The sequence below is a fragment of the Mycobacterium sp. URHB0044 genome (assembly GCF_000620625.1).
Classification (GTDB): domain Bacteria; phylum Actinomycetota; class Actinomycetes; order Mycobacteriales; family Mycobacteriaceae; genus Mycobacterium.
Genome location: NZ_JIAW01000006.1, coordinates 153,196 through 173,074, shown reverse-complemented (window position 1 = coordinate 173,074; position 19,879 = coordinate 153,196). Strand labels below are relative to the sequence as shown.

Below are 19,879 nucleotides of genomic sequence, written 5' to 3'. Positions count from 1 at the left end.
GAGACGCAGAGAGGTTGTCCAGATGAGCCGGCCACTGCCGCCCACGATCACCGTTCACTCCGGTAGTTGGCAGCGCGCATTCGCGCCGGGTCGCGACGTGGTGATCGGGCGCGACGTCCGAGCCGACGTGCGTCTCGCACATCCCGGGGTGTCCCGGGCCCACGTGCTGTTGCGTTGCCTCGACGGGGGTTGGGTGGCGATCGACAATCAAAGCTTCAATGGGATGTTCGTCGGACAGCGGCGGGTGCAGTCCGTGGACATTCGCGACGAGGTGACCATCCACGTCGGCGACCCCGACGGGCCGCGGCTGACATTCGAACTCGCCCAGGCACCGGACGATCAGCCGACGACGCGGATGAAGGAGACCGATAGCCCGACTGACCCGTCGACTGTCGCCACGACGGTGCGGCGCGCCTCCTGGCTAGTGCCGCCGGGATCGACCTCCATCGGCCGCGCATCCGACAACGACGTCGTCATCCCCGACGTGCTGGCCTCGGGCCACCACGCGACGTTGACGCCGACGCCGGAAGGGATGCGAATCCTGGACGCCGACAGCGCCAACGGCACCTTCGTCAACGGCCACCGGGTCAAGGACGCGGCGCTGAAGGCGGACGACGTCGTGACGATCGGCAACGTCGACTTCGTCTTCGAAGACGGCAATCTCGTCCGTCGCGTCGAATCTGCCGACAAGGCCGGCGGGCTCGACGTGTGCGACGTCAGCCTGACCATCGACGGCAATCGCACTCTGCTGGACCGTGTTTCGTTCTCCGCCAAACCGGCCACGCTGACCGCGGTGATCGGACCGTCGGGTTCGGGCAAGTCCACCTTGGTGAAGGTGCTCACGGGCGGCACGCGGCCGGACAGCGGCGCGGTGCTGTTCGAAGCGCACGACGTCCACGCCGAATACGCGTCGATGCGCACGCGAATCGGCATGGTTCCCCAGGACGACGTCGTGCACCGTCAGCTGACGACCAACCAGGCACTGGGCTACGCGGCGGAACTGCGAATGCCGCCAGACACCACCGAGGACGACCGGCGGCGCGCCGTCGCGCAGGCACTCGAGGAACTCGAGTTGACGCCGCACGCCGACACCCGCATCGACAAGTTGTCCGGTGGGCAGCGCAAGCGGGCGTCGGTCGCGCTGGAGTTGTTGACCGGTCCTTCGCTTCTGGTGCTCGACGAGCCAACGACCGGACTGGACCCGGCGCTGGACCAGTTGGTGATGAGGATGCTGCGCCAGCTCGCCGACGCGGGCCGCGTCGTGGTGGTCGTGACCCATTCGCTGGCCTATCTGGACGTCTGCGACCAGGTGCTGTTGCTCGGCCCGGGCGGCAAGACCGCCTTCTGCGGACCGCCCGGCGAGCTCGCACCGGCGATGGGCACCGCCGACTGGGCCGACATCTTCACCGACGTCACCGCGGATCCCGATGCGGCCCGGCGGCGATTCCTCGAGCGCGCGGGCCGCGTCGACGAGCCGCCGACCGAGCGCATCCCCGAGCAGCTCGCCACATCGGAAACCGCTGTGCGGGCCAACCTTTGGCGCCAGTTCTCGACCCTTGCGCGTCGACAGCTGCGGCTGCTCGTCGCCGACCGCGGTTACTTTTGGTTCCTGATCGTGTTGCCGTTCCTCGTCGGCCTCCTGCCGCTCACCGTTGCCGGCGACGCCGGTTTCGGAAAGACCGTCTTCGATGGTCCGGCGCCGAACGAGGCGAAGCAGATCCTGGTCTTGATGAACTTCGGTGCGTTCTTCATGGGGACCGCGCTGACCGTTCGTGCCTTGGTGAACGAGCGCGCCATCTTCCGTCGCGAGCAAGCAGTGGGGCTGTCGGCCTCGGCGTACCTCGCGGCCAAGATCGCGGTGTTCGGCGCGATCGCGGTGGTGCAGTCGGCCGTCCTGGTCGGCATCGTGACGATCGGCAAGGGTGCGCCGGGCGGCGCGACGACGCTGGGCAGCCCGACCGTCGAACTGTTCATTGGCATCGCGGCGACGTGTGTGGCGTCTGCCGTCGTCGGCCTCTTGCTATCGGCGTTGGCGCACAACGGCAATCAAGTCCTTCCGCTGACGGTGGTGGCGCTCGTGGTGCAAATCGTGCTCGCCGGCGGCATGATTCCCGTGACCGACCGGGCTCTCGACCCGATCTCCTGGCTCACCCCGGCGCGGTGGGGCTTGGCGGCCACGGCGTCGACCGCCGATCTGACCAATACGGTCCGGGTGATCGCCAAGGATTCGCATTGGCGGCACACCTCCTCGGCGTGGCTCTTCGACATCGTCATGCTCGCCGTCCTCTCGGTGTTCTACGCCGGCTTCGTGCGGTGGAAGCTCCGCATCCAAAGTCACTAAGCCGCGAGCGCGTACCGGTCGACGGCGGCCCGGCGGAGGCCTTCCTTCAGAGCCACGACCTGCTCCCGCAGCTGCGGCGCCGAGACGTCGTTCGCGTCGATGGGTGCGCCGATGCGGACCTGCATCGGGGCGGGAGACCAGCGACCGCCCTTGGGCAGCACGTCGGCTGTTCCGGTCAACGCGATCGGGACGACCGGCACACCGCATTCCCGGGCCAACCGCAGGGCGCCGGAACGGAATTCCGCGAGGTTGCCGTCGGTCGAGCGGGTCCCTTCCGGGTAGATGACGACGGTGCGTCCGGCCTCCAGCGCGGGACGGGCCGCGGCGAGCATCGCTTCGAAGTTGCCGCCGCCGGTCCGTCGCACCGGCAGTACGCCGGCCAGCGAGCTGGCGATGAAGCGGCGCACCGGCACGTCGAACCAGTAGTCGGCGGCCGCGACGAACACGGGCTTGGCCGCCGGCGGAAGTGCGGCCAGTAGCACCGCGGTGTCGGCGTGGGAGGAGTGGTTGGCCACGACGATGCAGCCGCCCTTGACGTTCCACTGTCCGGTCACGGTGAGCCCGCCCGACACGGCGGAGACGATCCGCCACATCCAGTGCCGCAGCACGCTCGAGATTCGGTTGGTGATCATGCCGCCACCGCCCGCAAGGGCAGGGTGTCGGCCAACTGCACGACCGTCGCGTCGGGTTGCGGCTCCTGATGGGCGGCCAACTCGCGCCGGGCGGCACGGAGGCGCAGCACGGTGGTGATCAGCGAGCCGTTGACGATCTGCATCAACAGCAGCGGCATGATGACCGGAATTGCGGTCGCCAGCGCGACGAAGAGGCAACGTTCGGTCTTGCCGAGCGGGCCACCGTTGCGTCGCGTCGCACCGGCCGCCGCGGCGGCCAGCGATGCGAACGTGGGCAGCGTCGCGGCGAGCGCGGCCAGCAGGACTTGCAGCACGGGCCAGGACAGCCAGTGCAGTCCCGGGCCGCTCTGCTTGGCCGCCCACACGGCCAGACCGGCGAAGGCCAGCAGGTCCGAGGAGCGGTCACCGATCTCGTTGACGACGAACCCCCACGGCCGGCTCACGCCGCGGGCACGGGCAACCGCGCCGTCGAGGTTGGCGCCGGCCAGTCGCAGGACGAGGAAGAGAATCGCCAGCGGCCAGTACCCGAACGCGATGGCGACACCGGCCGCGGCTGCTGCCACGACTCCGGCGGCGGTGAACACGTCGGGCGAGATCCGGTGTGCCACGGCGGCGTCGACGATCGGCGTCAACCGGCCGGTGAACCACGGCTTCAGGGCGTAGAGGCCGGTCATCTGCCGCGCCCGCGCCTGCGTTGTCGGAAGTGAAGACTCGCGAATCGCGACGTTCGTTTTCATGATCGGCTCCTTTCGCTCTGCGGCCCTGATTGGCCGGTGACGAAAGATTGCGCCGAACCGCTTGGCGGATTCTTGGGAGAACTCGGGGTGCTCAGGCCCCGTCGGCTACACGCCGAGCGCGCGCCCGATGGTGGTGTTCCAGGACTCCTGCATCTCCGACTCGAACAGGCCCCACGAGTGCGAGCCCTCGGGTCGGACGACGTAGGTGACCGGCACCCCGGCGGCCGCCGCCGCATCGGCGAACTGCCTCGTACTGTCGGCGACGATGCCCTCGATGAACCCGCCGGTGAAGTTGTTCGCGCCGGGCGGCAGCTTGTCCACGGCGCCCTGCCCACCGCCCGAGGCTGCGGCGTAGACGGCGACGCCCTTGAGTCTTGCGACGTTCAGCGTCGGATCGTGCGCCGCCCACAACGGGTCGCCTGGCGGACCCCACATGTCGGCTGCGTTTGCGCCACCGCTGCCGAGGGTGAGCGAGATGTTCTGCGCGCCCGAGGCCGGGGTCAGGAACCCGCTGTAGGAGCCGACGGCCTTGTACAGACCCGGCGCCTGAATGGCGTAGTCGACGGCGGTGCCGCCCGTGCTGGACAGCCCGGCGACGGCGTTGCGGCCATTGGTCTTGTACTGCGCGTTGATCAGCGGCGGCAGCTCCCGCGTCATGTAGGTCTGGTACTGCTTGCTGCGGTCGTTGACCCAGTCGGTGTACCAGCTGAACTGGCCACCGAGTGGTGAGACGACGTTGACGTTCTTGTTCCCGAAGAAGCCCTGCAGATCGGTGAACCCGAACCAGCTCTTGGTGCCCGGTGCGAAGTCCCCGCCCGGGTCGAGGTTGTCGCCACCGTCGATTCCGGGCAACAGGTAGAACACCGGCGCACCGGACTTGGGCGCCTTGAGGACGTCGTTGACAACGACCTTGTCCATCGCCGGGGAGTACACCGAGACCTTGTCCCACCGGTCGTTGACGTGCTCGATGCCGGTGATGTGCGCGCCTTGCGGCGGGTCCGCGACCGCGACCGGGATCGACAGCAACGGAAGGGCGGTCACGAGGGCAACGACGAGAACGCGCGCGCCACGCGCCGATCGGATCACCGGCTGATTATGGGTTCAAGATCACTTTCCGGCAACCTCTACGGCTCGTTCGGCGCGCGTGTCGTCATGGGCCACCTTGAATCGAGATCTGGGGAGGCCGCTCCTGCTGCGGATGGACGGCGATGATCGATCGCTCCTGCACCGGGTTGCCGATGACCGAGCTCGGCTTGGTGGGTGGTTCCGGCTGCGGATTGAAGGCTTGGGCGGTGCCCGACGCCAAGCCCAATGCGGCCAGCGCGAATCCGCCCGCAAGGAGGGTCTTGCCTGTCAGCTTCATGCTCGTGGTCATTTCGCTTCCTTCCATTGCAGCCGTAGCGGCCGCTCACGGGAAGGTTGCAGCGAACTTCTTGGCACATTCTTGGCGAACACGGGTGGCCGGTTTGCGCAAACCAGGCATCGCGCGTTAATCGCCCGTGCGCGTAAAGGTTTCGTCGAACTGCAAGTCGATCGCGCAGCTCCCGGTCTGCACCCACGTGCCGCGCCCGCTGAGCTGCGCGATCGGATTCTGCGGGGGCTGCGGCAGCGGGAATTGGGCGTCGGCCTTCAGCGTCGACAGATCGCCGTTCGGGCATGGGCCTTCCGTGCGGTCGGTCCACGCCCACTTCCCGCCGTCGAATACCAGGGGGAGGTCGCCCGCCGAGATGGCGAAGTAGCTCATGCACCGATCTCCGGTGCGCAAGCAGTCGGTGACGACGGGTGCGTCCGCCTGCAGTACCGGGAGGCCCTTCATCGTGAACGTTCGCGTGACGTGATAGCGGCCGCGCAGCGCTTCGGCGGGCGACACCACCCGCGGTGGGAGGCCGGCCGGATCCGCCGGGGTGTAGAAATCGGCGTCGAGGTCGAGATCGCCGGTGCGGGTGAAAGTCACGGTCCGCTTCTCCGCGCACTGGTCGCCGGTGGTCCTGGTGTATTCACCGGTCAGACCGCCGTCGGGACGCGGTTGCACCCTGAACACCTGCCAGGTCTCGGTCTGCGCGCCCTTGCACTGTCCGGGAGCGACGACGACGGACAACCATTGTTCGCCCACCTCGTCGAACACCATCGTCGCTGCGAAGGCCTCTTCGCCCTTCATCTTCGACGCGGTCGCCACGCACCCGCCGGAGTCGCACACCGAGCGCACCGCGTACGTGCCGGTCGACGGTGACGTACCGGGCACCTGCGCGCCGTTGAGTGCGGTGGCTGCGCCGAAGTCGGCGCGATAGACACCGGTGAAGGGGCCCGTATTGGGTTCCGGGCCAGCGCTAGTGGGCGGCGCAACAGCGGACGGCGCGGCAGCGCCCCGCTCGTCGTCGCCCCCGAGAGTAACGGCCGCAACGACGCCGGCGGCGATCAACAGGACGACACCCACTAGGGCGCCGAGCACGACACCGCGACGCCGTCCCGGCGGCTTCCTTGCCTGCGGCGGTGGGATCGCGCCAAGGCGCGCGGGCGCGGTGGGTGACTCGCTGCTGGAATGCCACGGCTGGGTGTGGGCGGGATCGGTTGATGGCGAAGGCATTTGGCGGCTGGGCTCGGTGACGGCGCGTCGTGCGGCGGCGGCCAACTCGACGGTGCTGGGATAGCGCTCACTGGGTTTCTTGGCAAGTCCGGTGGCGATCACCTCGTCCATCGCGGTGGGGACCGCGGCGTTCTCCTCGGACGGTTTCGGCGGTGGGGTGACCATGTGTCCAACCGCGACCTGTTCGAACGTGCTGCCCGGGAACGGCAGTTCGCCAGTCAGGCACTGATACAGCACACAGGCCAACGCGTAGACGTCCGAACTCGGCTGAATCTCCCCGGCGTTGAAGCGCTCGGGCGCCATGTAGGCCCACGTTCCGATGGTGGTGCTGGCCGACGTCAACGCGGTGTCACCGGCGGCGCGGGCGATGCCGAAGTCGATGAGGTAAGCGAAGTCGTTGGCGGCGAGCAGGATGTTGGACGGTTTGACGTCGCGGTGCACCAGGCCCACCCGATGGGCGCTGTGCAACGCCGACGCGATCTGCTCGATGACGTGCACCGCGCGCTCGACGTCCAACGCCCCGGCGTCCAACACGGTTTGCAGTTCCTGGCCGTCGATCAGCTGCATGGTGACGAACAGGCGGCCGTCGATCTCCCCGACGTCATAGATCGGCACGACGTGGGGATCGTCGAGGCGTGCCGCGGCGCGGGCTTCGCGGCGGAACCGCTGCTCGAACTCGGGGTCCTGGGAGAAGTGTGGAAGCAGCATCTTCAGCGCGACGGTCCGGCCGATGGACGTGTCATGGGCACGCCACACCTCGCCCATACCACCGCGACCCAGCAGCTCGATCAGCTGGTAGCGGCCAAAAGGCGTCCCCTCCACCGGCTCACGATAACGACCACGGCACCGTCTGTGGGCGTGATGGGGTTGTTGCCGCAGTTCAACCTGTCCAGTGTCGGCTGCGCTCCCTCCCTTGTTGAGCGCTAATCTCCGGTGCGCGTGAATGTTTCGTCGAACTCGACCGACGTCGCACATGGTTGCGTCTGATCCTGTCGGCCGTGTCCGGTGAGCAGCGTGATCGGATTCTGCAGTGGCTGAGGCAGCGGATACTGCCCGCTCTTCTTCACGTGCATCGTGCCGCCCCGGCACGCATTGTCGTGCTCGGTATTCGTGGTCCAGATACCGTCCCCGAAGACCAGCGGTTCCACCTCACCCGCAGCACCGTGAAAGAAGCTCATGCACCGGTCGCCGGTACGCAGACAGTCCGTCCGCACTTGAAAGTCCGTCTGCTGTCGTTGCCCCATCGTGGGGAAGGTTCGCGTCTGGTGGTAGCTGCCGTGCAGCGCCTCGGCCGGCGACACCACGCGTGGTGGCAGGGCGACCGGGTCGGGCAGGCTCTCGACGTCGACGTCTCCCGTGCGGGTGAAGGTTACGGTGCGTTTGCTCACGCAGTCGTTGCTGGTGGTGGCGGTGTACGCACCGCTGAGGGTGCCGTCGGGACGCGGCTGAAGCGTGAGCACCTGCCAGCTTTCGGCGGCCGGATCGCTCTGGCACTCAACGGAGCCGATACCCACCACCAACCAGCTCCCACCGATCTCGTCGAACACCATCGGCGAGGCAAATGCGGTCGAACCGCTGAGGCGTGACGCGGTCGCCACACAGCCCGTGGGCCGGCACGCCGAGCGGACGGCGTACGTGTCGGTTGGCTTCGTCGTATCCGGGCCTGGAACGTCGTTGAGGTGGGTGATCGGGCCGAAGTTGGCCCGATAGACCCCGGTGAAGGGCCCGGTGTTCGGCGGAGGACCGGGATTGCGCGTCGTGGGCAATGCACTAGGTGGCTCGGCAACGGCGGGATCGTCGTCCCGGGTGAGCGTCACGGCGGCGACGACGCCACCTGCGATCAGCAGCACGACGCCGGCCAGCGCCCCAAAAAGTACGCGGCGACGGCGGCTTCCCGCGGGTGGCGGCGCACCAAAGCGTGCGGGTGCAGTGGGCGACTCGCCGCTGGATTCCCATGGTTGGGCGTATGCCGGGTACGGCGGAACCGGTGCGGCCGGCGGGATCTCGCTCGTTTGGCCGGTGATGGCCCGTCGTGCGGCGGCGGCCATCTCGATGGCGTTCGGGTAGCGCTCGTTGGGTTTCTTGGCAAGGCCGGTGGCGATCACGTCGTCCATCGCGGTGGGGACCGTGTCGTGTTCGTCGGATGGTTTGGGCGGTGGGGTGACCATGTGGCCCACCGCGACCTGCTCCAGTGCCTCACCGGGAAACGGGGGATGGCCGGTCAGGCACTGGTAGAGCACGCACGCCAGGGCGTAGACGTCGGAGCTGGGTTGGACCTCCCCGGTGCTGAAGCGTTCGGGGGCCATGTAGGCCCACGTTCCGATGGTGGTGTTGGCCGACGTCAACGCGGTGTCGCCTGCGGCGCGGGCGATGCCGAAGTCGATGAGGTAGGCGAAGTCGTCGGGGGTGAGCAGGATGTTGGACGGTTTGACGTCGCGGTGCACCAGACCCGCCTGGTGGGCGTTGTGCAGCGCCCCCGCGATCTGCTCGATGATGCGCACCGCGCGGTGCGGTTCGAGTGGGCCATTGTTCAACAGCGTTTGAAGGTCGACGCCGTTGATCAGGCGCATGGTGACGAAGAGGCGACCCTCGATTTCGCCGACGTCATAGATCGGTACGACATGGGGGTCGCTCAGCCCTGCCGCGGCGCGGGCTTCGCGGCGGAACCGCTTCTCGAAGTCGGGGTCCCGTGCGTAATGGGGCAGCAGCATCTTCAGCGCCACTACGCGATCGATGGTGGTGTCGTGGGCGCGCCACACCTCGCCCATCCCGCCGCGGCCAAGCAGGTCGATCAGCTGGTAACGACCGAACGGCGTCCCGTCCACCGGCTCACCATAGACCAGCCAGCCGTCGCGTAGGTGGACAAACTGGGCATCCGCCTGGGAGTTGATCGGACCCCACCCACGAAGTCGGGGCCGAGTACTACGCTCGATTCCACGCCGACGAGCACACCGGTGCTTCAGTGAGGCTCCGCGATCTGCCAAGGATGGCAACGACTTCCGGCCATCTCTACCTGACCGTCCGGTTCAGTGGCAGCCCGCCACCACTCACGCGTCTGCGCGCAAGATGGAGATCGGGCAATCGCAACCGAAGGGGTGAACGAATGGTCAGAACACATACGGTCGTCGCGGGGGAAACGCTGTGGCAATTGGCATTGCGCTTCTACGGTGATGCGGAACTGTATCGGCTGATCGCCACGGCCAGCGGCATCGCCGATCCGGGGGACATCGACGTCGGTCAACGGTTGATACTTCCCGACTTCACCCGATACACGGTTGCCGCGGGGGACACGCTGTCTGCGTTGGCATTGCGCTTCCAGGGCGGCGCCGAACTCGATCGCCTGATCGCCGCGGCCAATGGAATTTCCGATCCCAACACCATCCATGCGGGCCAGCGTCTGATCATTCCGGACGCCACCCGATACACCGTCGTCGCGGGAGACACGCTGTCGGCGGTGGCGTCGCGCTTCTATGGCGACGCCTCGCTCTATCCACAGCTCGCCGCCGTCAACGGCATCACGGATCCCGCCGCCATCAACCCCGGGCAAGAACTCGTCGCATACCTCGGTCGCAGCGACGGGTTCGGGCTGACCATCGTCGACCGCAACGAGAACGATCCTCGCCTGTGGTACTACCGATTTCAGACCAGCGCCATCGGCTGGAACCCCGGCGTCAACGTCCTGCTTCCCGACGACTACCGCACCAGCGGACGCACCTATCCCGTCCTCTACATGTTGCACGGCGGTGCCGCGGACTTCCGCCAGTTCGACTTTCTCGGCATCCGACAACTGACCGCCGGCAAGCCGATCATCGTCGTCATGCCAGATGGTGGTCAGGCGGGCTGGTACTCCAATCCCGTCGGATCGTTCGTCGGCCCGCGGAATTGGGAGACCTTCCACATCGCCCAGCTGATCCCCTGGATCGAGGCGAACTTCCGGACGTTCGCCGAGTACGACGGCCGTGCGGTGTCCGGGTTTTCGATGGGCGGGTTCGGCGCGCTGAAGTACGCGGCGAAGTACTACGGCCACTTCGCGTCGGTGAGCAGCCATTCCGGTCCGGCAAGTCTGCGACGCGACGGCGGCCTCGTCGTGCATTGGGCGAACTTGAGTTCGGCCGTCGTGGAATTGGGCGGCGCCACGGTCTACGGCGTGCCGTGGGATGAGTTCAGGGTCAGTTCCGACAACCCCGTCGAGCGCATCGAGAGCTACCGGAACAAGCGGATCTTCCTGGTGGCAGGCACCAGTCCGGACCCGGTCAACTGGTTCGACAGTGTGCAGGAGACCCAGGTGCTTGCCGGCCAGCGGGAGTTTCGCCAACGCCTCACCACCGCAGGCATCCCACACGAGGCGCACGAGGAGCCCGGCGGCCACATCTTCCGGCCCAACATGTTCGTGCGCGACCTCGACGGCATCATCGCCCGGCTACGGCACAGCTAGCCCGAACACCGGGCACCCGCAACGGGTTACGGCGAGGCCAGAGACGCGCCGGTTGGTGCGCGGTTGACCACCGTTCCTGGCTTCGGGGTGGAACCGGATGGGTTCGACCGCGGGGGAGGGTTCGATTCGACGTTTCGCGTCACGCAACCCATGTAGCTACCGTCGGGCCAGGTGCTGACCTGTCCGCCCGACGCGATGCAACACACGATCTGGGTGTCGGGGGTGGCACGCGTAACGCAGTCCCGGTACGCCTCGGTCTGAGTCTTGGTGTCGGCGTTGGTGATCGCCGCGGTTCCGACCGCAAGTCCGCCGGCGGCCGTGGCGGCCAACAGCCCGGCGCCGACGAGTTGGCGCCAGCGGGTGGACCGGGGCAGGACGTCGTTGGTGGTCATGGGTATCTCCTCTGGGTGTCGCGGCCTCCGATGGGCTACGTTCACGTGCTAGGAGTGACCAGCCGCCCAGATTCCCGCACTTTTTCGGCGACCGAAAGCAGCTCGCGCGAACACACGCGCACCTGCACACCTTCCGAAAATCCGGAATGCAAGCAAACATGGTGTGAGGCAGATGATCTCACCGCGACGACGGCCCTCCTGGCAGGAGATGAATGTCGGAGCGGCGCACTACACTCGAAGTCATACTCACTCGATAGGAGCGTCGAAGTGCCGCAGACCGGACCATGGACCGGCGACCCGGTGTGGCTGGCGGACGTTCTGCGTGCCGAGGGCGTTCATCTCGTCGAATATCCGGGCTGGCGCGAACGTGGTCACGGGGATTTCAAGGACATCCGAGGAGTGATGGTGCATCACACCGGATCCGACAACGCCAGCGCCGCCTCGATCGCCACCGGCCGCCCCGACCTCGCAGGCCCGTTGGCGCAGCTGCACATCGCGCGCGACGGCACCGTGACCGTCGTGGCACTTGGAGTCGCCTGGCACGCCGGCGTCGGCATGTATCCGTGGCTGCCGACCAACATGGGCAACTGGCACATGATCGGCATCGAGTGCGCCAACAGCGGCACCAGCCCGAATGCGCCACACCGAACGAATTGGCCCGACGCCCAGTACGACGCGCTCGTTCGCTGCTGCGCCGCGATCAACCGTCGCCTCGCACAAAGCTCCGCCCGCACGATCGGTCACAAGGAATACAGCGGCCGCGCCCAAGGGAAGTGGGATCCGGGCGCCATCGACATGGACGTCCTGCGCCGCGACATCCAGGCCCGCATCGGCACCGTCCCCGACCCGGCGCCGACACCGAGACCGCCGGTCCCGATCGGCCAGTACGCCGGCATCCTGCTGTACCGCGGCTCCCAGGGGCCGCAGGTCGCCGAACTCCAACGGCAGCTCAAGACGGTGTACCCGCAATACGCCGGCGACTTGGTGATCGACGGACAGTTCGGACCGGCAACCGAAGCCGCGGTCAGGGAATTCCAGCGACGCACCCGCGGACTGAAGGTCGACGGCGTCGTGGGACCAGCCACCGCGGCGGCGCTGCGGTTGAGGGTCGTGCCCGATGCCCTGGCGCTGGCCGAAACGGACTAAGCGGCCGTCAGCGGGCTGACAACACCGGGCGGCCGCGGACCCCACGGCCGCTGGGAACGGTTTCGGGGTATCGGCGATGGAGGCCGTCGATGAGTCGGTGTGCCTCGTAGAGTTCCCGGCGCAGCCCCAGCCGATGGCGACGGTCGCGAGCCGCGCCACGCACCGAGGTGCGATGGTCACCGCGCTCCGCGGCCTCGAGCTTGTCGGAGATGGCAGCAACGTGGTCGTACAACTCTCGAAGCAGCGCTCGCGCCTGAGCCGCCCCCGCGTCGTCATCCATGTCTGGATCGTCTCATCAATCCTTAATGTTCGCGCGACGGGGGTCTCGATCCGTGGGGGGCGAGCGAAGCGACCGGGGGAAACAGATGCTTTGCCGCTAGCGGTGGGAGCAATCCAGAGAGACCGTGATGGTCCGGCTGACGACGACCGGGATCACGCGGTCGCGGTCGCCGCGGCCGTCCACCCGGACGAGTTCCGTGCGCTCCTGGGGGTTGCGAACGTTCGTGACCACGCATTGGTTCAGCGGCGCGCTACCGATGCGGTCGAGCTTCACGTCGAAGCCAGAGGCCTCGAGCTGACCGATGGTGACGATGGCCGACTCTGCACTGGCCGGCGCGGCAGGCAGAACCAGCAGTCCGATGGTGGCGGCGGCTGCCGCAACGGGGGTGAACGATGCGGCACGCCTGGCCGCTGCTTTCGAAGGTGTTCTTGACATGCATGAATCGTGCAGCTCACAGGGGTCTCGTTGCATGGAGGTTGTGTGGAGATCAGCTGGAGATCGCGGGCGGGCGCGAAGTGAATATTTGGCGTCCCATGGGCGGGGACTGCGTAACGCGAAAGTGAAATGCGGGTAGCGAACTACGCGTGAGGCGACGTGATCATCGGTCTTGACTCGGCATGCAAGCACCCCCGACTGCCGAGGAATGCCGATGACCACGCTGATTGCCGAACCCGCACCCACGACCGACTTCGGAGCCCAGGGCGGCGACCCCAGCCGCGGGGTCGACATGGACCTGAGCACCTGCGTCAACCGCTACGGTCCTGCGCCTGCCGCCGTTGCGGCCCTGCGGGCGATTCAGCCGCCGGACATCGTGCTGCATCCCTATGACGCGGCGGATCAAATGATCGACGTCTACCGCTGGGCCACCGGCGTTCGGTACGGCGCGATGATCGCCGGACGCGGTGCAAGCGAATTCATTTGGGCGATGGGCCGCGAGCTGGACCACCGCACGGTGCGGGTTCCGGTTCCCGCGTACACCGACTACCTGAAGGCGTTCCCGGGGCGGGGCTTCAGCGTCGCGGGGGAGCAGATTCCCTCGGTCGAGCAGATCGACGCCGCGCTTGCCGACGGGGGCGTGGTGATCATCTCCAATCCGCACAATCCGACCGGCACGCATCTGGATCCGAACGATCTGGTGGCGGTCGCGGCCGCGCACCCGGATTCGGTTCTGGTGGTCGACGAGTCGTACGTCGGTTTCACGCCGAATCCCGTTGCCCGCTCGGTCATCGGTTGTGATGCGCCGAACATCGTCGTGCTGCAGTCGACCACGAAGTTCTACGGCATCGCCGCGACGCGGACCGGAATCGCGTGGGCTCCGAACGCCCGGCTTCTGCAGCGACTGTTCGGCGTGCAGGAGAACTGGGGGCTGTCCGGCGTCGACGCGCGGGTCGCCTGCGCGGCTATGCGCGACGTGGACTGGGCCGACGACTCCCGCCGCCGGATGCTCGACGACAGCGCCTGGCTCGCCGAACTGCTGGCGGGCATCGACGGCGTGGATCTGCACGCCAATGCCAACGTGCACTTCCAGTACGCATTCTGCGAGCGCTCGAGTGAGATCGCGGACGCGTTGTGTCGCAGGGGGATCGGGATTCGGGTGCTCGGTGCGGCACACGGTGTCGAGCCCGACGCGATTCGGATCGTCGCGCCGCGGGGCGACGAACGGATGCGGTTCGCCGCCGCGGTGGATGACGTGTTCGATGTCTGCTGACACGCGAACCGGCGTCATCGGCGTCGGACTGGCCGCTGCCGGTGCGGTCGCCTACGGCGTGGCAACGGTGATCGGGCGCGCGCTGGCCGGCGCCGGCGTCGACTCGGCCACCGCGCTGGCCACCCGCTTCGCCGTCGCCGCCGTCGTCCTGGCAGCCGGACTGTGGATCCGCGGGGTGGCGGTCCGGCCGCTGCCGGGAGAACTGCTGCCCATCGTTCTTCTCGGGGCCGTCGGATACGCGGCCGAGTCGACGCTGTTCTACTTGTCGATGCAGCACGGCACGGCCGGTGCCTGCATCATGCTGTTCTATGCCTACCCCGCGATCGTCGTGCTGATCGAGTTGTCCCGCAAGAGGATTCGGCTGACCGGCTCGTTGGTCCAGGCCCTCGTCCTGTCAACGGTCGGCACCGCGTTGGTGATCGTCGCCGGCGGCGACGTGTCCATCTCCACGTTGGGAGTGGTGCTGGCATTGGCGGCCGCCGCCGCGTACGGGCTGTATCTCGTCGTCGGCAAGGAATTCAGCAGGCGAAGCGATCCGATGACGGCCGCGTGTTGGGTGGCGGTCGGCGCCGCCGGTTCGTCGGGGATGCGTGGCACCGTCATGCGCAGCCTCGAGTTTCCGTCCGGCCATCTCCTGCAGATCGCCGCATACGGTGTGGCGACGGCGGTGGCCTTCAGTCTGACCTTCGCCGCACTGGGACGCATCGGCGCCAGCCAGACCGCAGTCGTCATGACGCTCGAAGCGGTGTCCACCGTCGTGCTCGCCGCCGTCGTCCTCGGCGAGCCCGTCTCGCTGGGGCAGGCCTGCGGCGGACTTGCGATCGTGGGCGCCGCAATGGTGATCGCGTGGTCGCGCGCAGCAGAATCGGACGCGAGAAGGCCTGCTGGCGAGTCACTTTCGTCGGCGGTCAACCTTGTTCGACGACGTTCCCTCCGCCGGACGTCGTGACTTCGGGGTCACCCGAGTGGTAGGTGATCCGGTTGTCGAAACCGGAGGCCGCGATGGCGTCGGCGCCGTCGATGACGACTTCGTTGTTCATGCCGGACACGGAGAGGCTCGTGCAGTGTCCGGTGATCGTGATGACGTTCTGCAGGCCGCTGACGCTGACGAGGCTCTCGTTGCAGGCGACCGTCTTGTGCTCACCCATGCCGCCGATGTTGAGGGGTTCACCGGGTGCCAGCACGGTCACCGAGGGCTCGTCGGTGGGCACCTCGACGGTGGGCACGACGATGGGCACGTCGGGTCGGCTGGACGGGGCGTTCGTCAGCGTTCCGCCACCGCCGGAGACCTTCGGACGGTCACGTGCACTGCTCGACGTCGAGTCGCCGGTGGAGAAGACGCTCGCGTCGAGCACCACCATGCCGACACCGATGACCACTCCGCCGATGGCCAATGCCGCCACCACCAACCACCACCACGCGAAGCCGCCCGATGACCGCGGCGCGCCTTGATAGGGCGCGGCTTGATATGGGGCGGTTTGGAACTGGGTGGGCGGCCCGTAATACCCCGGCGGAGGCGGCGGTGTCGGTGATGTGTTGACGTAGTCACCGCCGTACTGGCCCGCCCCCAACTCGGACGTGCGGGCCATGTCGGTGAGTGGACGCTCGAGATCTCGGATGCGCGCCTCGGGGTCGTCCTGCGGGTTCATGCGCAGATGCTCCCACACCGCGGCTGCCCACGGAATCTCTTGGGCGACGCGAATCGATCGGCCGCGTGGCTCAGAGGAATCCGAGGTCGCGACGTCCGGGACCGATTGAGGGCGTGGGATCCGAGTCGAGGGTGTGGCTGAGGAGTTCGTGATAGATGTCGCGGAAGTCGGTGGTGACCTTCAGGTCGCCGTCGTTCAGGTCGGTCAGGCTCGGCTCGTCGCCGTAGAAGCCACCCTTGACGGGCCCGCCTGCGATGAAGACGGGGCCGGCGGCGCCGTGGTCGGTGCCTTGCGACGCATTGGCCGCGACGCGTCGCCCGAACTCCGAGTACGCCATCACGACGAGGTTGCGGCCATGGGTGTTGGTGCGCATCTGGCGGAGGAACGGGGTGAGGGCTTCGTCGAGCTCCCTGAGCAGCTCCTCCTGGGTACCGCGCTCGTCGGCGTGCGTGTCGAATCCGCCAAGCGACACCATGTACACGCGCGTCGGCACCCCGGCCCGCACGCAGCGGGCCACCAGATCGAGCTGCGCCTGCAGGGAATCCTCGTCGGGACCGCTCGACGCCGCGGTGGGGTCGATGCCCTTGACCACCCTGCCGAATTCCGGCTCGGTGATCATGCCCGCGCGATACGTGTCGCGGACCGCGGACATGGCGGCCGTGTCATGCGGATCGTCTTCGCTCAACGCGGCAAGTGTCGTCGCAACCCCGCCGGGAATGCGCGGGATGTTCTCGGAAAGCGCTGAGGCGACCTGCTTTTCGCCGATCGACATGAGTGGCAGTACCGCACCGATGTTCAGTGCGCGCAACGGATCGTCACCGCCGGCGTCCAGCCACCGGCCGATCCAACCGGTCGACACCGGATCCTTCGGGGAGGCGGTCTGCCAGATGTCCATCGAACGGAAGTGGCTGCGATCGGGCTTCGGGTAACCGACTCCCCGCACGATGGCCAGCCGACGGTTCTTCCACATCCCGGCCAGCCCCTTGAGTGCGGGGTTCAGCGCGAGTTGCCCGTCGAGCGGCAGGACCTCGTGTTCCGCGTAGGCCAGGTCCGGCCGGGAGTCGTGGTAGGCGTTGTTGGTGTAGGGGATGACGGTGTTGATGCCGTCGTTGCCGCCGTAGAGCGTGACGATGACGAGGATGCCGGCGTCTTCCGGCAATGGCCGGTCACGCGCCGCGTCCAGCATGTCGGGCAGGGTGACCGCGACGACGCCGGACAGCAATCCGGCCGCCCCGACGCCGGCTCCGGCGATCAGGAACTTGCGGCGGTTGAACTCTGCCATGTCGAATCCCCTACACCGTCAGGTATTCGGGGGAGTTGACGGCGGCTGCGACGAGTCGTTGTGGGTCGTCGACCAATTCCTTGAGCGCGGCCGCGGTGCGGTCGGTCCACGCGCCGATGCCGATGAGATAGCCGGTGGCGTCGATGCGGTCACCCTTGGCGGCGTCCGCGACGGTCGACAGGTCACCCAACGTCGAGAACTTGTCGGCCGCCCACACGCGGGCGGTGGTGCTGGTCGTGGAGAGCCACGCCCGCCCGTATGGCCAACCGTCGACGTCGGGCGGATAGAAGGGTCGCTGCCGCATCACGGTCAGCGCCACCAGGATCGCGTCGACCAGGTGTTGGTCGTCGAGCGGCACTTTGAGGGCCCGGATGACGCCGACCGTCCACTCGATGGGGGCGCACACGACGGTGCCGGCACGCGCGGTGAACTCGGGATCCAGCAGGATGGCCTTCGTCAGCGCCTTCAGGTCCCTGCCCGGACCGTACGCAGCGGTGAACCGGCCCAGCGCCGCCGCGGACGGCGGCTCGTCGGACGCAAGTTGCCGCCACAGCTTTCCAGCAACGAACGCCGCGGATTGGGGCTGACTCAGCACGGCGTCGCAGAAGGCGGTGTGGTCGAGGTTGCCCGTGACGCCGAGGACCGTCTTCACGTTCGAGTCGTGCTGGTCCCACGCCATCGCCGTTTGACCGCCGCGTCCGATGCCCCAGCCGGTGAGGGCCCTCGCGCCCTCACGCACGTCGAGTTCGGAGTAGCCGTTGGCGTGGCCGAGTGTGAAGAGCTCCATGAATTCGCGCGACAGGTTCTCGTTGGCGCTCTTCGCACTGTTGCTGACCCCGTCGAGCCAATACAGCATTGCGGCGTCGCTGAGCATCGTCAGGGCGAGGGTCCGGAAGTCGCCGAGTTTGAGCGTGCGGAGCCGCTGGTTCTGCAGCCCCATCCACTCGGCGACGGGGACCTTCTGCGCCGACGTTGCGAAGTGGTTGTGCCACAACAGGGTTAGCTTCTCATGGATGGGTTCCTGGACGGCCGCCATCCGTCGCACCCACCATGCCGTCATCTCGTGCATCTGTTGGGCGAGTTCGTGGGTGATCGCTTCGATTTGGGCGGCGCGGAGGTTGCTGGACGGCATCGGGGGTGTCACCGGAGTTGGCCGTGGGGTTGCGAGTGCGCCCGGATCGCGGTCGGGATCCAGCGCCAGGACGGTGTCGAGGTACGCCGACCAGTCCTGGTTGGCGACCGCGTCGATCTGGGGGCCCGTGGCGCCGAAACCGGTCCGCCGAAGCAGACGGGCGGTGGCCTGCCACCGCGGCGATTGTCCAGACACGGGCCGTCAATCCACCCTTTCCCCACGCGTAGGCGTGTCCCCCCAGACAGCGCCATTCCGGACCTAAGCCTAGCGCCCGGCCTCCCGCACGTTGACGACAGGCGAGGCACTGGTCAGCACCCTCGGCAACTCGTCGTGCGCTTTACGGCCGATAGCTGCTGGCTCTAGCCGGTGCCGTCGGGCCAACCGGGCCATGGCGCTTCGTCGCGGTTCGGCACGAAGGGCGCACACGACAGCCCGACGAGAAGGGCGGTCAGGTGACCCACCTCGGTGTGAGTCGGCCTGACCAGCGCATTGCCCGCCAATCCGGCGACGAGGGCTGCCTGGAAGCGGGATCGCCATGGGCGCACGACGTAACCCGACAACGTGCCGAGGATGCCGAGCAGGAAGTAACTCACGCCGACGTCACGCGCATCGACGAGTCGACGCGGTGCGCTGGCCGACTTGATGGCGCGCCGAAGATGGGCCTGACCGACGTACGTCCCGACGGCGTGAGCGGCGAGCCCGACCAACAGCCACCGCCACGAACCCAACCGCCGTTCCGCCGATGCCAGGACCGCCCGGTACGCAGGCACGTACGGCCACCACCGGCGGCCATCCAGCCACAGCAGGCTCGACGTCAACACCCGCGCGGGCTCGCTGTCGAGGTGACGCAGGTTCGTCGAGTGCCTGTGCAGCAGCCGGCGCCGCTGCCGCGCCGACGCCGACCGTTGGATCCGCGTGGTGGCGAAGAGAACGATCAGCCAGAGCGTGGTCAGCGGCGCGTCACGCACCGCGCGCACAGCCGTCACTCGCAGACGATTCATGCCGCGAGGATTCCCGTTCTGCGCCCTGCCTGGTGTCGATTCGGCCCCGATCGGATATCGGGATACTTCGTTCGCCGCGTGAACGGCCGCACTGGTTCCACCATTGACCTCGTGGTCGGTGAGGATGTTTACCGGGCCGCGATTGGGTACTCAAGGGCCGGCGGGTCGATCCATGACGCCGGAACGAAAGAGAGAGTTGGTCGCATGGGCGTGGTGGTGGAGCGTGGCTCAGCCCGGTGTCCTCGTTGTGTCGCGGTCGCGAAGTACGCGTTCATCGAGGGCGAACTCGACGTGGTGCGCTACGAGGTGCATTGCCACGCCTGCGGGGAGGTGTATTCGGAGGTGAACTCGCTGGCTCCCCCCGGGCCCACCGAGCGGGCCCTTGCCCCATTGCCGCCACTACCCACGTCGCAGAACCAGCGACGCGCGTCTTGGCTGGCTCCGTTCGGCCGGGCAGCGGAGCGGGTGCGTGGACGGGTGCGCCTCGGCCTGCCGACGGGGTTGCTCGCCGCAGAGCCGGCGGCCTCGGGTGACCGAGGGCCCAACGCCTGAAGTCGATG

Annotated in this window: 19 protein-coding genes; 6 read left to right on the top strand and 13 right to left on the bottom strand. The window is 67.7% G+C overall.

Going from position 1 to position 19,879, the window contains the following annotated elements; genetic code table 11:
* Window positions 1-22: 22 nt before the first annotated feature.
* Window positions 23-2,341, top strand: coding sequence for an ATP-binding cassette domain-containing protein (locus tag N536_RS0114735; protein ID WP_029114309.1), 2,319 nt, complete (start codon window positions 23-25; stop codon window positions 2,339-2,341).
* Here the strand turns inward: N536_RS0114735 and N536_RS38460 are convergent.
* From N536_RS38460 to N536_RS0114705, 6 genes are all read right to left on the bottom strand, one after another.
* Window positions 2,338-2,973, bottom strand: coding sequence for a 1-acyl-sn-glycerol-3-phosphate acyltransferase (locus N536_RS38460; protein ID WP_036436428.1), 636 nt, complete (start codon window positions 2,971-2,973; stop codon window positions 2,338-2,340). The genes N536_RS0114735 and N536_RS38460 overlap by 4 nt on opposite strands.
* On the bottom strand, window positions 2,970-3,710 hold the full coding sequence (locus N536_RS38455; protein ID WP_231514529.1) for a CDP-alcohol phosphatidyltransferase family protein: 741 nt from the start codon (window positions 3,708-3,710) through the stop codon (window positions 2,970-2,972). The genes N536_RS38460 and N536_RS38455 overlap by 4 nt, the downstream gene beginning before the upstream one ends.
* Before the next feature lie 105 nt (window positions 3,711-3,815).
* The gene (locus tag N536_RS0114720; protein WP_051574494.1) at window positions 3,816-4,796 is read right to left on the bottom strand and encodes an alpha/beta hydrolase family protein; all 981 of its coding nucleotides are present in this window, start codon (window positions 4,794-4,796) and stop codon (window positions 3,816-3,818) included.
* A 64-nt stretch (window positions 4,797-4,860) separates the two neighbouring features.
* On the bottom strand, window positions 4,861-5,085 hold the full coding sequence (locus tag N536_RS0114715) for a hypothetical protein (RefSeq protein ID WP_155948598.1): 225 nt from the start codon (window positions 5,083-5,085) through the stop codon (window positions 4,861-4,863).
* A gap of 114 nt (window positions 5,086-5,199) precedes the next feature.
* The gene (locus N536_RS0114710) at window positions 5,200-7,116 is read right to left on the bottom strand and encodes a serine/threonine-protein kinase (protein ID WP_029114306.1); all 1,917 of its coding nucleotides are present in this window, start codon (window positions 7,114-7,116) and stop codon (window positions 5,200-5,202) included.
* 101 nt (window positions 7,117-7,217) lie between these two features.
* Window positions 7,218-9,119, bottom strand: a complete 1,902-nt coding sequence (locus N536_RS0114705; protein ID WP_029114305.1) for a serine/threonine-protein kinase — start codon at window positions 9,117-9,119, stop codon at window positions 7,218-7,220.
* A gap of 278 nt (window positions 9,120-9,397) precedes the next feature.
* Here N536_RS0114705 and N536_RS0114700 point away from each other — a divergent pair, with 278 nt between their 5' ends.
* Entirely contained in the window at window positions 9,398-10,729 is a 1,332-nt protein-coding gene (locus N536_RS0114700) for an alpha/beta hydrolase-fold protein (RefSeq protein ID WP_029114304.1), read from the top strand.
* Window positions 10,730-10,755: 26 nt separating this feature from the next.
* On the opposite strand, the gene N536_RS0114695 is transcribed toward N536_RS0114700, so the two are convergent.
* Window positions 10,756-11,121, bottom strand: a complete 366-nt coding sequence (locus N536_RS0114695) for a hypothetical protein (RefSeq protein WP_029114303.1) — start codon at window positions 11,119-11,121, stop codon at window positions 10,756-10,758.
* Window positions 11,122-11,388: 267 nt separating this feature from the next.
* On the opposite strand from N536_RS0114695, the gene N536_RS0114690 reads away from it, so the two are divergent.
* Window positions 11,389-12,267, top strand: coding sequence for an N-acetylmuramoyl-L-alanine amidase (locus N536_RS0114690; protein ID WP_029114302.1), 879 nt, complete (start codon window positions 11,389-11,391; stop codon window positions 12,265-12,267).
* A 7-nt stretch (window positions 12,268-12,274) separates the two neighbouring features.
* Here the strand turns inward: N536_RS0114690 and N536_RS38450 are convergent, their stop codons facing one another.
* Window positions 12,275-12,547 carry a hypothetical protein gene (locus tag N536_RS38450; protein ID WP_051574493.1) on the bottom strand — a complete coding sequence of 91 codons (273 nt, stop codon included), beginning with the start codon at window positions 12,545-12,547 and terminating at the stop codon, window positions 12,275-12,277.
* A 96-nt stretch (window positions 12,548-12,643) separates the two neighbouring features.
* Complete coding sequence (locus N536_RS0114680) at window positions 12,644-12,982, bottom strand: hypothetical protein (RefSeq protein WP_029114301.1); 339 nt, start codon at window positions 12,980-12,982, stop codon at window positions 12,644-12,646.
* A 214-nt stretch (window positions 12,983-13,196) separates the two neighbouring features.
* Between N536_RS0114680 and N536_RS40745 the strand changes: the two genes are divergently transcribed.
* Window positions 13,197-14,255 (top strand): aminotransferase class I/II-fold pyridoxal phosphate-dependent enzyme, encoded by a 1,059-nt coding sequence (locus N536_RS40745; RefSeq protein WP_197040140.1) that lies wholly within the window; start codon window positions 13,197-13,199, stop codon window positions 14,253-14,255.
* Entirely contained in the window at window positions 14,245-15,204 is a 960-nt protein-coding gene (locus N536_RS0114670; RefSeq protein ID WP_029114299.1) for a DMT family transporter, read from the top strand. Before N536_RS40745 ends, N536_RS0114670 begins: the two co-directional genes overlap by 11 nt.
* On the opposite strand, the gene N536_RS0114665 is transcribed toward N536_RS0114670, so the two are convergent.
* The 4 genes from N536_RS0114665 to N536_RS0114650 all read right to left on the bottom strand — a co-directional run bounded on the left by N536_RS0114665 (window position 15,164) and on the right by N536_RS0114650 (window position 19,319).
* Complete coding sequence (locus tag N536_RS0114665; protein WP_081809227.1) at window positions 15,164-15,904, bottom strand: DUF3060 domain-containing protein; 741 nt, start codon at window positions 15,902-15,904, stop codon at window positions 15,164-15,166. The two genes, N536_RS0114670 and N536_RS0114665, sit on opposite strands and share 41 nt — an antisense overlap.
* A 70-nt stretch (window positions 15,905-15,974) precedes the next feature.
* Window positions 15,975-17,186 (bottom strand): DUF1501 domain-containing protein, encoded by a 1,212-nt coding sequence (locus tag N536_RS0114660; protein WP_029114297.1) that lies wholly within the window; start codon window positions 17,184-17,186, stop codon window positions 15,975-15,977.
* A 10-nt stretch (window positions 17,187-17,196) separates the two neighbouring features.
* Complete coding sequence (locus N536_RS0114655) at window positions 17,197-18,513, bottom strand: DUF1800 domain-containing protein (RefSeq protein ID WP_029114296.1); 1,317 nt, start codon at window positions 18,511-18,513, stop codon at window positions 17,197-17,199.
* Between the two features lie 164 nt (window positions 18,514-18,677).
* On the bottom strand, window positions 18,678-19,319 hold the full coding sequence (locus N536_RS0114650) for a rhomboid-like protein (RefSeq protein ID WP_029114295.1): 642 nt from the start codon (window positions 19,317-19,319) through the stop codon (window positions 18,678-18,680).
* A gap of 204 nt (window positions 19,320-19,523) precedes the next feature.
* Between N536_RS0114650 and N536_RS38440 the strand changes: the two genes are divergently transcribed.
* Window positions 19,524-19,871: a hypothetical protein gene (locus N536_RS38440; protein WP_036436424.1), complete on the top strand. Its 348-nt coding sequence runs from the start codon at window positions 19,524-19,526 to the stop codon at window positions 19,869-19,871.
* Window positions 19,872-19,879: the final 8 nt, after the last annotated feature.

Excerpts from the sequence above, each read along its gene's own strand:
- N536_RS0114695 (WP_029114303.1), bottom strand. The coding sequence starts at position 11,121 with ATGACCACCAACGACGTCCTGCCCCGGTCCACCCGCTGGCGCCAACTC.
- N536_RS38440 (WP_036436424.1), top strand. The coding sequence starts at position 19,524 with ATGGGCGTGGTGGTGGAGCGTGGCTCAGCCCGGTGTCCTCGTTGTGTC.
- N536_RS0114650 (WP_029114295.1), bottom strand. The coding sequence starts at position 19,319 with ATGAATCGTCTGCGAGTGACGGCTGTGCGCGCGGTGCGTGACGCGCCG.
- N536_RS0114700 (WP_029114304.1), top strand. The coding sequence starts at position 9,398 with ATGGTCAGAACACATACGGTCGTCGCGGGGGAAACGCTGTGGCAATTG.
- N536_RS38455 (WP_231514529.1), bottom strand. The coding sequence starts at position 3,710 with ATGAAAACGAACGTCGCGATTCGCGAGTCTTCACTTCCGACAACGCAG.
- N536_RS0114665 (WP_081809227.1), bottom strand. The coding sequence starts at position 15,904 with ATGAACCCGCAGGACGACCCCGAGGCGCGCATCCGAGATCTCGAGCGT.
- N536_RS0114735 (WP_029114309.1), top strand. The coding sequence starts at position 23 with ATGAGCCGGCCACTGCCGCCCACGATCACCGTTCACTCCGGTAGTTGG.
- N536_RS40745 (WP_197040140.1), top strand. The coding sequence starts at position 13,197 with ATGACCACGCTGATTGCCGAACCCGCACCCACGACCGACTTCGGAGCC.
- N536_RS38460 (WP_036436428.1), bottom strand. The coding sequence starts at position 2,973 with ATGATCACCAACCGAATCTCGAGCGTGCTGCGGCACTGGATGTGGCGG.
- N536_RS0114660 (WP_029114297.1), bottom strand. The coding sequence starts at position 17,186 with ATGGCAGAGTTCAACCGCCGCAAGTTCCTGATCGCCGGAGCCGGCGTC.
- N536_RS0114680 (WP_029114301.1), bottom strand. The coding sequence starts at position 12,982 with ATGTCAAGAACACCTTCGAAAGCAGCGGCCAGGCGTGCCGCATCGTTC.
- N536_RS38450 (WP_051574493.1), bottom strand. The coding sequence starts at position 12,547 with ATGGATGACGACGCGGGGGCGGCTCAGGCGCGAGCGCTGCTTCGAGAG.
- N536_RS0114670 (WP_029114299.1), top strand. The coding sequence starts at position 14,245 with ATGTCTGCTGACACGCGAACCGGCGTCATCGGCGTCGGACTGGCCGCT.
- N536_RS0114715 (WP_155948598.1), bottom strand. The coding sequence starts at position 5,085 with ATGACCACGAGCATGAAGCTGACAGGCAAGACCCTCCTTGCGGGCGGA.